General features: G+C 60.7%; 13 protein-coding genes. All 13 read right to left on the reverse strand.

Going from position 1 to position 15,832, the window contains the following annotated elements; translation table 11 throughout:
- Positions 1-29: 29 nt before the first annotated feature.
- Positions 30-662 (reverse strand): RraA family protein, encoded by a 633-nt coding sequence (locus ACQ4OB_RS10610; protein WP_430955704.1) that lies wholly within the window; start codon positions 660-662, stop codon positions 30-32.
- Complete coding sequence (locus ACQ4OB_RS10615; protein ID WP_430955652.1) at positions 653-1,435, reverse strand: IucA/IucC family C-terminal-domain containing protein; 783 nt, start codon at positions 1,433-1,435, stop codon at positions 653-655. The genes ACQ4OB_RS10610 and ACQ4OB_RS10615 overlap by 10 nt, the downstream gene beginning before the upstream one ends.
- Positions 1,432-2,223, reverse strand: a complete 792-nt coding sequence (locus ACQ4OB_RS10620) for an ABC transporter ATP-binding protein (RefSeq protein WP_430955653.1) — start codon at positions 2,221-2,223, stop codon at positions 1,432-1,434. The genes ACQ4OB_RS10615 and ACQ4OB_RS10620 overlap by 4 nt, the downstream gene beginning before the upstream one ends.
- Positions 2,224-2,235: 12 nt before the next feature.
- Positions 2,236-3,267, reverse strand: coding sequence for a FecCD family ABC transporter permease (locus ACQ4OB_RS10625; protein WP_102615211.1), 1,032 nt, complete (start codon positions 3,265-3,267; stop codon positions 2,236-2,238).
- Complete coding sequence (locus tag ACQ4OB_RS10630; RefSeq protein ID WP_102615212.1) at positions 3,260-4,249, reverse strand: FecCD family ABC transporter permease; 990 nt, start codon at positions 4,247-4,249, stop codon at positions 3,260-3,262. Before ACQ4OB_RS10630 ends, ACQ4OB_RS10625 begins: the two co-directional genes overlap by 8 nt.
- Positions 4,246-5,166 carry an ABC transporter substrate-binding protein gene (locus ACQ4OB_RS10635; protein WP_102615213.1) on the reverse strand — a complete coding sequence of 307 codons (921 nt, stop codon included), beginning with the start codon at positions 5,164-5,166 and terminating at the stop codon, positions 4,246-4,248. Before ACQ4OB_RS10635 ends, ACQ4OB_RS10630 begins: the two co-directional genes overlap by 4 nt.
- The gene (locus ACQ4OB_RS10640) at positions 5,159-7,006 is read right to left on the reverse strand and encodes an IucA/IucC family protein (RefSeq protein WP_430955654.1); all 1,848 of its coding nucleotides are present in this window, start codon (positions 7,004-7,006) and stop codon (positions 5,159-5,161) included. Before ACQ4OB_RS10640 ends, ACQ4OB_RS10635 begins: the two co-directional genes overlap by 8 nt.
- A 4-nt stretch (positions 7,007-7,010) precedes the next feature.
- Entirely contained in the window at positions 7,011-7,784 is a 774-nt protein-coding gene (locus ACQ4OB_RS10645; RefSeq protein ID WP_430955655.1) for an HpcH/HpaI aldolase family protein, read from the reverse strand.
- On the reverse strand, positions 7,778-9,643 hold the full coding sequence (locus ACQ4OB_RS10650; protein ID WP_430955656.1) for an IucA/IucC family protein: 1,866 nt from the start codon (positions 9,641-9,643) through the stop codon (positions 7,778-7,780). Before ACQ4OB_RS10650 ends, ACQ4OB_RS10645 begins: the two co-directional genes overlap by 7 nt.
- 25 nt (positions 9,644-9,668) lie before the next feature.
- The gene (locus ACQ4OB_RS10655) at positions 9,669-11,096 is read right to left on the reverse strand and encodes a DHA2 family efflux MFS transporter permease subunit (protein ID WP_430955705.1); all 1,428 of its coding nucleotides are present in this window, start codon (positions 11,094-11,096) and stop codon (positions 9,669-9,671) included.
- Positions 11,093-12,304, reverse strand: a complete 1,212-nt coding sequence (locus tag ACQ4OB_RS10660) for a type III PLP-dependent enzyme (protein WP_102615216.1) — start codon at positions 12,302-12,304, stop codon at positions 11,093-11,095. Before ACQ4OB_RS10660 ends, ACQ4OB_RS10655 begins: the two co-directional genes overlap by 4 nt.
- Positions 12,297-14,081, reverse strand: coding sequence for an IucA/IucC family protein (locus tag ACQ4OB_RS10665; protein WP_430955657.1), 1,785 nt, complete (start codon positions 14,079-14,081; stop codon positions 12,297-12,299). The genes ACQ4OB_RS10660 and ACQ4OB_RS10665 overlap by 8 nt, the downstream gene beginning before the upstream one ends.
- A gap of 212 nt (positions 14,082-14,293) precedes the next feature.
- Complete coding sequence (locus ACQ4OB_RS10670; protein WP_430955706.1) at positions 14,294-15,670, reverse strand: diaminobutyrate--2-oxoglutarate transaminase; 1,377 nt, start codon at positions 15,668-15,670, stop codon at positions 14,294-14,296.
- Positions 15,671-15,832 lie beyond the last annotated feature (162 nt).

Genomic DNA, 15,832 nt, shown 5'->3' on the forward strand with positions numbered 1-15,832 from the left:
GTTGCCCCTTTTCATTTCAGCTCGGGAAGTCAGCCCCTTCGCTGATTGAGCCTCTGCAAGAATTCGGCCCTGCGCTGCTGGTCCATTTGCTCTTTGGCCAGGAGCTCGGGAAGCAGCTCGGCCGCACGCGATGCATCGAGGATGTAGACACCATCATCATCACCGATAGCCAGGTCGCCAGGCTGTACCTGAACCCCGCCCACATTGATCGACTGATTGACTTCCCCATGGGCGCCAATGCCGCGAGTCGTGTACGAACTGACGTCCCGGCAAAAGACCGGCAACCCATGGCGACGCAATGCACTGACATCCGTGACCGCACCCGACACCACCACCCCGGCCAACCCTTTGATCAGCCCGGCCAGGGTGCGCAGTTCGCCCCAACAGCCACACTCCTGGTCGTTCACACATTCGATCACCAGCACGTCGCCCGGCTCACTCAGCAACAGCGCTTCACGCAAAATGCTGCCATCCGGCGGGAAGACTTTGACGGTGACGACAGTGCCGACCATACGGATGTCGTTGAACAGCGGCTTGATCCCGCGCAGGAAGCCCCGATCGGAAAAATGGCCGATGGTCGACGAAGGGATCGACTGGTAGGCGTTGAGCAGCTCCGGGGTAACGAGCTGCTGGCGAGGGTTGATCTGATAACTCATCGGCATTTCCCGGGACGCAGCAGTGGGCAGGTCGAACAATATTCAGCGGGCTCGGTAGCCAGGTAATAGAAGCAACAGGTTCGTCGAAAGCGAATGCTGCGCTGCCCCTCGTCGACGAGTGTCGGCGGTCGGCGGAAATGGCTCAGCGGGTTGTAATCAAGGCCGAACAGAGCGGGGTCTGCTTGGGTCAGCAACCACCTGAAGTCGGCTTCATAGCGCTCGCGTATCGATGGATCATCGATTTTCGCCATGCGTTTTTCATACAACGAATACACGCGCACGGCGGTGTTTTCCCACAAGATGCGCCGTGAAACACCACTCACCCGGTTGAAGGTTTGCCACAGCGGCTTCAGCAGCCCGGCAAACAGTGACTGCACCACGGCTTCCCGCCAGGCCTCGCGCTCACCTGCGCCGTACGTCAGCGGCAGGGAATGAGCCAGCGGCATCGAAGACGTCCACAGCCCGTCATCGTGGCCGTATTCGACCACCGTGTTGTCCAGCGTCAGCAGCAGTCCTTTGTCGTACACCGACATGGCGTACAAACAGGCGCCGGTGGCCAGGAACGACAGGCGTTTGCCCAGCAGCGAGGCAGTGATTTTCCGCGACGGTGAGCCAATGACCGGGCCCAATGCGTCCAGCAAACGCTCGCACACTTCTTCTTGCAACAGGTCACGCGCCATCAGCGAGCGTAATGGGTCACGTTCGGCGCAGTCCTTCAACCGCAACCCACCGCCCAGCACGTTCCATTCTTGTGCGGTGAAGTGGCGAGCCAGACTCATTGCGGCAATTCCCGACCAAACGGGATGCACATCGGCGTACCAAAGAACGGATCAGGAATAATCCTGCAGTTGAGGTCGAACACGGTTTTGACCAGTGCCTGAGTCAAGACGTCCTCTGGCCGGCCTTGGGCAAATGCCGTACGCTCATGCACCGCCACCATATGATCGGCATAACGACAGGCCAGGTTGAGGTCGTGAAGCACCATGATGATGGTTTTGTTCTCGAGCCGGTTGAGGTCGCGCAGCAGGTCCAGCACTTCAATCTGATGAGCCAGGTCGAGGAAGGTCGTCGGCTCGTCCAGCAGCACGATGCCGGTGTCCTGGGCCAGGGTCATGGCGATCCACGCACGCTGGCGCTGCCCGCCGGACAAGGTATCCACCGGCCGATCCGCCAGCGCTTGCAGACTGGTCTGCGTCAATGCGCGATTGACCATGGTTTCATCCTCGGCCGACCACTGTTGCATCCAGCTTTGATAAGGGTATCGGCCCAGGGCCACGAGCTGGCGAACGGTAATGCCCTCGGGCGCCATTGGTGTCTGAGGCAGGATAGCCAACTCGCGCGCCACCGCCGCCGTGGATTTTTGCTGGATATCCACACCGTTGAGAATCACCGAGCCTTGCTGCGGTTTCAGCAGTCGTGCGAAGGATTTGAGCAAGGTACTTTTGCCGCAGCCGTTACTGCCAATAAGTACCGAGATCTTGCCCTTGGGCAGTTGCATGTCCAGCGCGTCAATAATCACCTGGCGCTGATAACTCAGGGTCAGGCCGCGACTTGCAATCGACGTCATACGTTGAATTCCTTAATGACGCTGTTTAATCAATAAATAGAGAAAAAAGGGCGTGCCCAGCACCGCGACAAAGATCCCGGCCGGTAGATCCAGGGGCAGGAACAGCGTGCGTCCGACCAGGTCCGCCAGCATCACCAGGTTTGCGCCAATCAGGGCTGCCATCACGGCCTGCCCAGCGAAACCGGGGGCTACCAGGCGCTTGGCAATATGCGGCGCGATCAGCCCGACAAACGCAATCGCGCCACCCCAGGCAATGGCCGCACCGGCCAACGCCACACTCACCAGCAACAAACCGGCCCGCAGCCATTGCACGCGCACACCGATGCCCTGGGCCAGATGGTCATCCAACTGTTGCACCATCACTTGACGGGCCAGCAGCACGAGCAGCGGACAAATGCCCAACAACCAGCCAGCCAGCGCCAGCGGTTCGGGCCAACTGGCGCCGTACACACTGCCGGTCAGCCAGACGTAGGCCGACAGGGTGGTGGTCAGCGGACTGAACACCAGAATGAAGGTGGTCGCGGCCGTCAACATCGCCGAGACGCCCACGCCGATCAGCACCAGCCGAAGCGGCGAGGCCCCCTGCTTCCAGGCCAGCAGATAAATGGCCAGTGTCGCCAGAGCCGCACCGAGCATTGCGGCCAGAGGCAAAAATTGTTGCCCCAACGTCGCGGACAAGAACGACAGATAAAGCACAGCAGCGGCGCTGGCACCGCTGGTGATGCCCAGCAGGTCCGGCGATGCCAGCGGATTGCGGATGATGCTTTGCAGGATCAGCCCGGATACCGACAACGCAGCCCCCACCAGCGCCGCCAGCACAATGCGTGGAAAGCGCAGTTGCTCGACGATCAACGTCAGGCTGGCGTCCTGGCTGGAAAACAGGATTCGCATCACCTCAAGGGGCGAAAGGATGACTTTCCCCAGCGATAACGAGCCAAGCATCACCAACGCCGTCAGCAGCAGCGCCGCCGCCAACCGCAGCCACGTGGAGAGGTTGACCCGCCGGGAATACCCGCCCCGGCGCCAGGTCACCACCTTATCCATAACGACCTCCACGCCGGGCCAACAGGATGAAAAACGGTGCGCCGAACAGCGCCGTCATCACCCCTACCGGCACCTCCTGAGGCAGGATCAAAACCCGCGACAGCGTATCCGCCAACAGCAGCAGAATCGCGCCGAGCAGAGCGCAACCGGGCAGCAACCAGCGATGGTCGATGGACAACCCTTTGCGCACCATGTGCGGAACCAGAAGACCGATAAAACCAATGCTGCCGGCCAATGCCACTGCGCTGCCCGCGAGACAAATCACCAGCACGCTCATCAGCAGCCGGATCAGGCCGGTTCGCTGCCCCAGCCCCGTGGCAATCTCTTCCCCGGCGTTGAGCACATTGAGCTGCCCGGCCAGCAGCAGCGCCCCCGCCAACCCGAGCACGGCGCACAGCAACAATGGCGCAGCGGTCGACAGGCTGCGTTCGGTCAACGAACCGGCCATCCAGAACAGCACCGTGTCCAGGCCATCCTGATTCACCACCAGCAGCGCCTGGCTGAAAGCGGAGAACAACGCGGCGATCGCCGCGCCTGCCAGCACGATGCGCAGCGGACTGAGACTGCCTTGCCCCATGTTGCCGATCAGCCACACCAGGCAACCCGCCACGCCAGCGCCAATGAACGCCGACCATAGCCAGGCATCCGGGGATGACAGCGAGAAAATCGAGGAAAACAGGATGATAAAAAAAGTCGCACCGGCATTGATCCCGAACAGTCCGGGTGATGCCAGCGGATTGCGGGTCAGTGCCTGCATCAGTGCGCCCGCGACCGCCAGGCTGGCGCCTACGGAAATCGCCATCAGGGTTCGTGACAGGCGCGTAGTGGTCACCAGCACATGATTGATGCTCAACGGATCGGGATCGACAAACGCCGCGGCAATCTGTGGCAGTGGAATCCAGGTGGCACCGACCGCCAGGCTCAACACGCAGCACAGCAGCAACACGACACCTGCGCTGCACAGCTTTACTCCCGGACTCATGAAGCCACCTGCGCGGCGGCCACACGGGCCACGTCGTCGAGCATCAGGTTAGCCCCCAACATCCCGCCCGACAGACTCCACGCGACGCCATCGACCTGCCACACCTGCCCTTGCTGCGGGGCACGCATCTGCTTCCACAGCGGGTGTTGCACCAGGCTCTCGTAGTTGCGCTGCACCGCCGCGTTTTGCGCGCGCAGGAAGACAAAAAAGATATCGGCATTCACCACGGCAAGGCTTTCCTTGCTGGTGAGTTTGATCGACACCCCGCTCGCCTCCCGGCTGCTGTCACTCCAGTTGAACCCCAGCTCGGTGAGCACCGAGCCCGGAAAACTCGCCGGCAGGTAACTGCGGATGTGGTCTTCGCGGATGTCCAGAATCGACACCGTGGGTGGCCAGCGTCCGGCAAATGTCTGCCGCAGTTGCTCGCACAGCTGTGCCACGCGCTGCTGCCATCGATTCAAAATCTCGTCGGCCCTCTGTTGCTGGTGTAATGCAGCGCCCATCAGCGCCAGGGTCTTTTTGAACTCGAACACTTCCTCCAGCATCAGCACCGGGGCGATCTGCTTGAGTAACGGCGCAATGCGCTCATGGCGAAAGCGCGAGGCAACGATCAAGTCCGGCTTGAGCAGCGCGATGTCTTCAAGGCTGGGCTGGGTCTCCAGTCCGACATGGGGCACCTGCTCCAGTGCCGTGCGCAAATAACGATAGGTCGGTTTTTCGCTCCAGGAATCAACCACGCCACACGGGGTCACGCCCAGCATCACGGCGCAGTCGGTGGCGCCCTGAAACAGGGTGACTACCCGCAACGGCGCGGGGCCGGTCTCGGACCATGCCGGCGCAGAAAACCTGAGGGCGAGCGCCCCCAGGGACAGGCGCAACAGCGTGCGCCTGGAGGGTTCATGTCGCGGTTCAGGCATTACGATCGAGCCTGTGAAACGGGTTGACCACATGGCCTTTGCCAAACGGCATGCTGCCGGGGCCGCCCGCGCGTTCGATCATCGGGGTGAGCAACAATTTCTGCGGCCAGTGCGGCGATTCGAATAACTGGTGCTTGATCATGATCCGCGCCTCGGCATCAAATTCGATTGTATCGATCAACTCGTTGAGCACTTCGCCCATCGCCTTCCACAATTGAGTGGCCGGCAATGCGTAGACCTCAGCCAGCGTATCGATGATGGCGCGGAGGTTGACCTGAATACCCAGGGTCTGCAACCAGAACAGCAAGTCTTCAGGGCGATCGTGGTACAGCGTGTTGGCGTGCCCCTTCTTCAACCGGTAAGCCGGATCCGCCAGACCGTTGCGTTCCAGCCACGGCACGAAGATGCGCAACGAATCGTGATCGCGCAACAGCAAGCCCTGGGCGTAACCGGCCTTCCACACCAGCACCGCGTTCTGCCCGTGAATTTCACCCAGCATGCCGATGCGGAACATCCGCAGGTTGATATCGAAGAAGCTGTGGCACAGCTCGCGGAACAGGGTCATCACCGACGCGGCGTTGGCCGGCAGTTGACGGTAGGCCATCCAGTCATCGAAGAAGTGTTGATTGCTTCCGGGCAACGGCGTGCCGAGGGCGGCCATGGGCACCAGTCGGGTATCCGAATCTTCCAGCAGCGCGGGCGGATAGCCGCGCACCATGGCCGACAGGTGACGCGGCGCTTCGTCAAACAGCGTCGCGTCTGGCGGCATGAATGCCCACCATTTGGTTTCGTCGCACAGGTGCAGGGACTGTTGCAGGGTTTGATCCTTGTTCAGCGCCTGACGCAGCAGCGCCTCACTCAGGCCGCCGTTGATCATTTTCACCGCAGGCAGATAACGCGAAGCGCCCAGCGAATAGATCGCCATCGGCAACTTGAGGTAATCGGCACTGTTGAAGCACGGCGTCATCGAGCGCAACGACGAAGTGGCGAAGAAATCAGCGTCGCTGAAGTCCAGGCGATGGCAGTCACCCTTGGCGAACGCGTCGCCAAGTTGCGCCTCCAGCACATGTTCGAACTGCCACGGGTGCACCGGCAGCGCGATGTGGCTGTGGGCAATCCCTCGCTGCTGCAACTCTTGTTGCAAGTTGGCCTGCAACGGCGGCGGCAACAGGTACTGGGCGGGATAGCTCTGCGCCAGGTCAGTCACACCGCCGCCGCATTGCAGCAACGTGCGGTCGACCGCGACCCAATTGAGCGCCACCGGCCGGGCGAATTCCGCCTGGTATTGCTGATATTCGACGTCGTCCAAACCCTGCTTGGCTTTGGCCAGCGGATGGTAGGGACGATCACGCAGCGAAGCCCACTGCTCCATCGCCAGGAAGAAGTCCGCGTTGCTCTTTTCCAGCAAGCGTTCGCTGTCGACGCGATGAGCCAGGGACAACTCGGTTTGCCGGACGCTGGTGCGCAGCACATCCAGAAACAGGGCGAAGCCTTTTTCATTGTCCGGGTAGCGATCAGTCATGCCGGCCAACACCTGGGTCGTGAAAGCCTCGGGTGACAGCGCGGTCAGCTGGTCATTCTGTCGCGCCCAAACCGGCGTGCCCGGTACCTTTTCCCATTGCTGGGTAATGCCGGGACGCAGGGCAATGACGATGCAACCTTGGGGATCGATAGGCCATTCCCAGATCCGTTGTTCGGCGCTCAACCCGGTAAACGGCTGATCGGCCGATGACGAGGGCGCCAACAGGTTCAGCGGCTCGGTCCCGAAAAAATGTTCGGCCAGCAAACAATCGACCAGATCCTGCATCACCTTGTCGGCGGCCATTGTGGTGAAGTTCATCCGATTATTTTCCTTCTGCTGAAGTGGCGGCCAATTTGGCCTGGAGGGCACGAAAAGCGATGCCACGCTCGTCACCCAAAACAAAACTTTTTACGCCGCGCGCCAACCATCGTTGGTGGTCACCCGGCTGACGCGGAATCGCGCAATACGGCACGCCCGCGTCACTCGCCGCTTGCCAGCTGGAGAGCAGCGCTTGCTGCACCTCGGGTCGGTCGGTCTGCCAGGGCATGCCCATCGATTGCGACAAATCGGCAGCCCCTTCGAGGATCATGTCGAGGCCGGGCACGGCGGCAATTTCTGCCGCGCGCCGCACACCTTCGGCACTTTCGATCATCGCCACGACCATGATTTGCTCGTTGGCCAGCGTGACGTACTCCGCCAGGCTGTGTTTGCCAAACGCACCGGGGCGCCCGGCATTCAGGCTGCGGGTGCCCTGCGGATGGTATTTGCAGGCTCGAATGCTTTCGGCCAAAGGCTCGGGGCTCTCGATCATCGGCAACACAATGCCCTGGGCGCCGCCATCGAGCAGGCACAGCAGGGTTTTCGGGTTGAGGTCCGCCACCCGCACCAGCGGGGTCAGCGCGTAACTTTCGGCGGTGCGGATCATGTTCTCCACGGTCTCGGGATTGATCAGCACGTGTTCCATATCGATGATCACAAAATCGAAACCCGCCTCGGCAATCAGTTCGATGGCCGCTGGCGACGGAATCGAGCTGATCAGGCCGTAGACCGGCTCACCTGCTACGAGCTTCTGCTTGAGCAGATTGGTCCTCAGCATGATTGCGGCCGGAACGCGTGCAGCGGATTCGGCACCGATTTGAAACGACGTTCGCCGTCACCCAGCAGTCGGCGTTTGGTCAGCTCTTCCACTTCATAGAACGGCGCAAACACATCAAACGCGGCATAACGCGGACGGTGTTGCGGATGTTCAGCCTGGTAAGCCGTGATGACCTCGGCAGTCATCTGCCAGAACAGGGCCTCTTCGAGCTGATAGTGCTGATGCAGGAAGATCGCCATCTCGGCCAGGGCGATGAAAAAGAACGAATCACAGGAAAAGTCCCGGACCGCATCCAGGTCGTCGGTGAGGATGAACGAGTTGCGATTGAGCTTGGCGTGGCTGGCGGGCAGCGGCACCAGGGTCGGGCACAGCTCGGGGCGACCGAGGTGTTGCGGCGAATAGCGCACGCCGTCATGGAAGTCTTTCAGGGCGATACGTTGCGGCCAGCCCTGCTTCACGATCAGCACGATGTTCTGACCATGGGACTCCATGCCGATGCCTTCGGCGTAGAGCATGTGGATGATCGGCGACACCGCGACTTGCAGCAGTTGGCGGGTCCAGGCGTGCAGGCCGTATTGCTTGATCCAGGCGTCGATAAACGGCTTCTGTTCACCGCTGCCGTAGCGATTGTCCACGGAGCTCAAACCATTGAACGGCACCGCTTGCTCGTCGTCTTGCAGGTATTGGTGAATGCTCTCGCGCCATAGGCTGCCCATCGTGCCGTAGGCCTGGGACATCCGCGTGGCGGGCAGGTGATCGTAATCAAAGCTGACGCCGACCACTTCGCCGAGAATCACAAAGCCAAGGTCGCGGGCGGTGCTGTCGCTGCCGATCAACTGCTGCAACCAGTCGGTGATGATCGGGCCGTTCATCACCGTATGCCGGGCCAGAATTCGCGTGCTGGAGGTGTTGATCATGCTCAGCGCGAGCTTGACGTAAGGCCGCTTTTTCTCCGTAACGTTGGCCAGGGTGCGGATCGACTGTTGCGCCTGATACCGGTCATTGGTGGTGCCCAGATGGATCACTTCGCCGCTGACCAGCTCCGGGTAGAACACCGGAACGATGATGTTTTCCCACTGCCACGGGTGCACCGGCATCAGCCAGTAATCGCCCATCGCCTTGCCTTGATCGGTGAGGCTTTCAGCCAGTTCCTGCCAGCGCTGAAGTCCGAATTCCTGCTGGATAAAATCGTCGTAATTCAGGTGCCGCGAGATGTTCATCGCCCCGCAGGTTTTCGCCACTGCCAGCCAGACGATGGCAACAGGCGCGGCAAATTCCGGTCCGTAGCTCGCGTTGTCTTTCAGCGAGAAGCCGATGCGCGATTTGTAGCAAGGGTGATAGCTGTGGGCGTCCATGAAGTGCTGTTCCAGCGCATCGACGTCCAGTTGATGGGATGGCTTGGCCGCTTGATAACCCTGACTGCGCGATTGCAGATCCTTGAGCATCGTTTGTTCAAGCTCATGGGTGAAGCGTGGCAGGTGCGGGCTGTCCTGGAGTTCGCTCAGCAGCTCCGCCAATGCTTGATGGAGGTGCGGCCGGCGGCGTGCGCCCAACGCGTCAACGCGTTCGAGGCTGGCATAGTCGACGCGGATCAGCTCGAAGCTTTCGCTGAGCAATCCATTGCAGTGGTACTCCACCGGTTGTTGCTGCGCGTCGATACCGCTGACAACAAAACGGTACTGGCCGCCATCGAGGGGCGAATGGCGATACGGCAAGACGTTTTCATACAACAGCGTTTGCAGCAGTTGACCCACCACGCGCTGTTCCACTTGCTGATAGTGGCGCGGATCGGCCGTCGCCAGCCAGACGCCTGGCGCAGAATCCGCAGCCTGTTGTGTTGCCTGTGAAGAAGTCGCCATAGTCATAACCTTGTCCGTGAAAGAATTAACGGTGTTCGAGGGCCGAGGGCAATGCCTCGGCCGGCTCGTCGGATGCGTGAACGGGAAAACGCCAGGCACAGGGCAATGCCAGCAGGATGAGGATGCCGGTGGCCATGAAGACCTCGCTGATCGCCCCCGAACTGGCCATCGAAGCCACCCCGCCCCCGGTCTCGGCAGTCAGCCGGAGTTCCAGCCACAGGGACGCAATCACGATGGCCAGCGACGAGACGAGACGACGGGAAATGTTGTTCATCGCCGCGCCTTGCGTGACCATCGGTTCCGGCAGCGCATCGAGCCCGGCGGTGGTGATGGGGATGTAGGACAGGCCCAGCCCGGCGCCGCGGACCATCATCAGGAAAAACACCACACCGATTGAAGCGCCAGCCCCCAGCATGCCCAATCCCAGCGTGGCGCCCCCGGTCAGCAGCAACCCCCAGAACACCACGCCGCGCGGGCCGTGACGGTCCAGCCACTTGCCGCCCAGATGCCCGAACAGGCTGGCGAACAACGCCGTGCACAGCAGCGACAGGCCGGTCCAGATAGCGCTGTAGCCCATCACCACTTGCACCAGCAGCGGCAGCAGCACCAGGCATTCGAACATGCCGACCGACTGCACCACGGCGATGATCACGCTCAAGCGATAACCGCGCAGGGCAAAGATGCGCAGGTTGAGCAGCGGCGAAGTCCGGTTCAGTTCCAGTCGAACAAACGCGACCAGACACACAATGGCTGTCAGCAGCATGCCGAGGTTGAGCGGATCAGTGAGGGCCTCGGCATGGCGCAGGCGGCCAACGGCAATCATCAGCAGACCGATGCCCGTCGCGATCAACAGGTAACCCGCCAGGTCGAAAGGTTTGCGTTCCGATGCTTCGCAAGTCGGCAGCACGCCGACGCCAAGGATCAGCGCCAACAGGCCAATCGGCACATTCATCAGGAACAGCGAACGCCAACTGAACCACTCCAGCATCAGGCTCCCGCACAAGGGCCCCAACGCCGGCGCCAACATGACCGCCGCGCCCCACAGGCCAGTAACCCTGCCCCGCTCGCCCTTGGCGTACACCGAAAAAATGATCGCCAGCGACAGCGGAATCATCAGCCCGCTGGCAATGCCTTGCACCACGCGCGCGGCAATCACCAGCGCGATGGAGTTGGCCAACGCCCCTAGCAGCGAACCGCAGACAAACAACGCCACGCCCCACAAATAAAGGGATTTGCGCCCCACCCGCTGGCTGAGAAAACTGGTGAGCGGCATGGTCATGCCCATGCTCACCATGAACGCGGCCACGATCCAGGTGGCCAACAGCGGACCGATATCAAAGGCATCCATGAACGCCGGCAACGCCGGATTCAGCGAGCTGTTGTTCAGGCTGACCGTCAGCGTGCCCAACAGCACGTTGACCACCACCAACCAGCGCGGCACGGCAAACGTCAATCCCACGGTGCGACTCCGGCTTCTTGCACAAACACCTGCGGTGGTCGCGGATGACAGAGGAAATCGGCGTGGGAGATGTTGTAGCCATAGGCACCGGCCAGGGGCAGTACCAGCATGTCGCCGATCTCCACCTCCGTGAGCGGGCAATCGCGGCTCAGCACATCCTTGGGCGTACAGAGTTGCCCAACGACAGTCCACTGCTGTTGTGGCGCTGTTGACGTGACGCGATGCCGGGGCAGATGAATGACCGGGTGATCATGGCCCTGGGCAACCGGCAAACGGAACTGATGAGTGCCGCCCCGACAGACCAGGAAGTGCTTGCCGTGACTGGTTTTCCTGTCCAGCACTTCAATGGCGTAATAGCCGCAGAAGGCGCTGATGAAACGACCGGGCTCAAAGCGCACGATGGGCGCATCGGCACAGGCGGCAAGGCTCTGCGCCAAATGCGTACACAAGCGCTGCCAGTCGAATTGCTGCGGCCCGAGGTAATTGACGCCGATGCCACCGCCCACGTTGAGGTGAGTGACCGCTGCGGGATCGGCCGACAACGCCTTCCATTGCGGCCAGCGCTGCAAGTACAGATCGAGCAATTGTTCATGGCGTTCCACCAGCGACTGATGGGACATCGCATGCACATGGAAGCCCTTGAGCCGCAGGTGGCTGGCGTTATCAACCCAACTCACTGCCTGAGCCAGTTGCGACTCATCGATCCCGAACGGTGTCGCCGTGCCGGCCATCGCCAGTTTGCTGGAGAGTGGTGACGGCAGTTCAGGATTGATCCGCAGCAAGACGTCTTGCACGCGCCCCGCTTCCAGTGCCAACCGTTGCAGGCGGACGATCTCGTTCAGGCTTTCGATGTGAATCGCTTCGACCTGATGTTGCAGCGCCGAACGCAGATCGGAATCCAGTTTGCCGGGGCCGGAGAAGATGAATGGCTTGCGCGTCGGGCAGGCCTGGAGGCGATCGATCTCACCGCCGGAGGAAATCTCGAAGCCATGCACCAATGGCGCCACAGCGGCGAGGATTTGCGGTTCGCTGTTGGCCTTGATCGCGTAGTAAAGCTCTACGCCGTCGGGCAGCGCTGCCATCACTTGCGTCACGTGCTGTTTCAGCGCGTCCAGGTCATAGATGAACAGCGCCAGCGGATCTTCGTGTTGAACGCGGGCTTCGTCGATGGCGGCCAATACCGTTTCGGGCAACTTATCCATGCTTGGCTTCCTTGCCCCATGGGGACAGCAGACTGACGTAGCTGGCCTGGCGATCGGCCTTGGCTGCGAGGCGGACTTTCAGGTTGGTTTTGCAGGCAATCGGCTGACCGGCGATCAGGGCATCCAGCTCCGGCGCAGCGCGGGTCAATTCGGCGCGGATGCTGACCAATTGCTGCTCCACCCGTTGCCACATCAGCGGCGCCAGGTGCGGACGTTCCCAACTCAAGGCCAGTACAGCCTCGGACAAGTTGTTGACGAACAGACAATAGACGATGCGATTCCAGCCTTGCTGGCGAGAATACAGCAGCGACTCGCGCACCCGTGGGTGAACGTCTGCATCGATCCGCGAGGCCCCCAGTTCGTCGGTCAGTTTGACCCCTTCGAAATCCCGCAGCAGCAAGCGTTGCGGGCGACCGTTATCATGCACCAGCACGCTGTTCTGCAAATGCGGCTCCATGACGATGCCGTGGTTGAAGAACAGCGCCAGCACCGGCCGTAGCAACAGCGCCTGATAGTCGTCGAACCAGCTCAACAGCGTTTGATCGTCGATGTCATTGCCGTTGAACCGGCTCAGGAACTCATGCACCAACGGCGGCAAATGCAGGCCACGAGCGAACAACGTACCGGCCATGATGCTGCAGTCGGTGCCGGTGTCGAGGCAGAAGTTTTCCCGCAGGATTGCCCCGGTCTGTTCGCGGAACCAGTGGTTATCGGCTTCGCTGGCCTGTTGCGGCGCCCAGCTCAGGTTGCCCGGCTCAGCCACCACCGACAGCCCGCCCAGAGTTTCGGGTTGGGTCAATTGGAGGTTACGAAAGACCCGGTCGATCATCAGTGCGCTTTCCAGTTCGTACCAGGCGTTTTTCCTGACGCAGTTGGTGATGCGCACGTTCAGCGAGCCCTTGATGAAGAACTCATGGCCCTCGATGTACCAGGTTCGGATGGACGCCGTGGGATTGGCCATCAGCCCTGTAGCGCCAAGGTCGACGATGGCCGCGGATTTCAACAAACGCTGAACCCGGCCATCCTGCATGAACAACTGCGCCTGCACCGGGTGCATGCAGATAACCGCATGCCCTGGCCGCGCCTGCGCTTGATCGGCAAAACCGGCCAGCACTTGGGCTTTGCTCAGGCCGTTAGCCCCGACGTTCAATCCTTCCAGCGGCACCTCGAACAGGTGCAACGGCGTGCGGGCCTGGAATTCCGGGGCGTAGGTTTCCTGGGCCAGATGCGCTGGCCACAGCCGCGCCTTGGGTGCCGGGTGGTTCGGATGACCGAACCACAAGCCCTGTTCGCTGGCGAGATAACCACTGAGCGGTGCCGGGTGCTGACCGTCCATGTTGTGGCCGACGATGGCCGCGGTCAGCAACTGGCTTTGCAACACCTGATCCAGCAACTCATCATTGCTGGCACGGGTCATGTGTTCGCAGGCCGCGAGCAACTGCTCGACGAATTCGGTGAATCTCAGGCACGACCAGTCGCCCTCGCCACGCCGGGCATAAACGTCCGACAGGTAACGGTGACTGCCCAGACCATCACGGCGGTCCACCATCACAAAGAACTGCTGCTGGTTGGGCAGGCTGATGGTCAGGGGAATGCCCTTCCATTCCAGGCCCTCGAGGTAACTGCCCGGGGGGATACCTTGCATCTGTGTCGGCCAACTGTAACTGAGGCAGTTTTCCGGCAAGGCGAACTCTTTGATCAAACAATTAAGCAACGCGCGCGTCGTCGCCAACTCACTGACCATATTCGATAAAACACTGCGATCTGGATGATTCATGGGTGCTCCACAATAGCCCGCGAGGCCACTGGACACGTTATATGGCGAAGAAATTAGTTGCTGATCGATCTGTTTAACAGCCGACGAAACCCCACGTAACGACATCACTTCATTGAACCTTTTTAAACAATCAGATGAACATCAAAGTTACTCGCAGCACTGCCATCAAACAGTGATTCGACAGACTGCCAGCGCAACTTCGATTGACTCATTCAAGGGCGTAACTGCAATAACGCTGCCGCCATTGCATTATCAAAACGCTGGATGACTTGCTGGCATTGTTCATCGTCGATAATCAAGGGCGGCAACAAGCGGATGACATTGCCCTTGCGACCGCCGCGTTCCAGCAACAGGCCTTGTTTGAAGCACTGTTGCTGAATGGCCACGGCCAGCGCCGGGTCCGTCGGGAAATGCCCGTGGCGATCAGCCGGCTGGCGCTCATCGACGATCTCGATGCCCAGCATCAGGCCACGACCGCGCACTTGGCCGAGGGCCGGATAATGCGCCTGCAACTCGACCAGTCGGTCCTTGAGCCACTGGCCCTGGCGCTCGGCCTGGGCGGCGAGGTTTTGCTGTTGCAGCACCAGCAATGTGGCCAGCCCGGCGGCCATGGCCATCTGGTTGCCACGGAACGTCCCGGCGTGATTGCCTGGCTCCCAGGCGTCGAATTCACGACGGATGCCCAGCACCGCCATGGGCAAACCGCCACCGACCGCTTTCGACATGACGATCAGGTCCGGCTCGATGCCGGCGTGTTCGAAGGCAAACATCTTGCCGGTGCGACCGAAACCGGTCTGCACTTCGTCGAGGATCAGCAGGATGCCGTGCTTGCGCGTCACCTCACGGATCGCCCGCAGCCAGCCCGCCGGGGCACAGTTGACCCCGCCCTCACCCTGCACCGCTTCAAGGATCACCGCCGCGGGCAGTGACACGCCGCTTTCAACGTCTTCGATGAACTGGGTGAAATAGTGGGTCAAGGCCTCGACCCCGGCCTCACCGCCAATGCCCAGTGGGCAACGGTATTCATGGGGGTACGGCATGAACTGCACCCCGGGCATCAGGCTGGCGATGGCATTTTTCGGCGCCGTGTTGCCGGTCAGGGCCAGGGCGCCGTGGGTCATGCCATGGTAGGCCCCGGAGAAACTGATGATGTTGTTGCGCCCGGTATAGGTCTTGGCCAGTTTCAGCGCAGCCTCCACCGCATCCGCCCCGGACGGCCCGCAAAATTGCAGGCAGTAATCGCGGCCCTGGTTCGGCAACAGGCTGAGCAGGGTTTCGCTGAAAGCGTCCTTGACCGCGGTGGTCAGGTCCAGCGTGTGCATCGGCAGGCCTGAGGCGAGGAAGCTGTCGAGGCTGGCCATGACGGCCGGATGATTGTGCCCCAGTGCCAAAGTGCCGGCGCCGGCCAGGCAGTCGAGGTAAGTATTGCCCTCGACATCGGTCACCCAGAGCCCGTGCGCCTTGGCAATGGCCAGCGGCAACTTGCGTGGATAACTGCGTACATTAGATTCGAACTTGCTTTGTCGAGCCAAATAGTCGGCATTGGTCTTTTGCAAAGGATTAGAGTGCAATACGCCATCATTCAACATCGCTTCACCCTCGTTAAATTCGATATGCAACTTATTCTCATTTGAGAGTTGTTGCAACTAATTCTTACTACCGATTTGGAAATTTACATATAGCGATTTGAACTACTTTAAAAATAATCAGGCACGCAAAAAACCAAGTTAATAAACCTGGTATGAATTCCG

This window comes from Pseudomonas sp. ES4 (assembly GCF_050586665.1).
Taxonomy (GTDB): Bacteria; Pseudomonadota; Gammaproteobacteria; order Pseudomonadales; family Pseudomonadaceae; genus Aquipseudomonas; species Aquipseudomonas frederiksbergensis.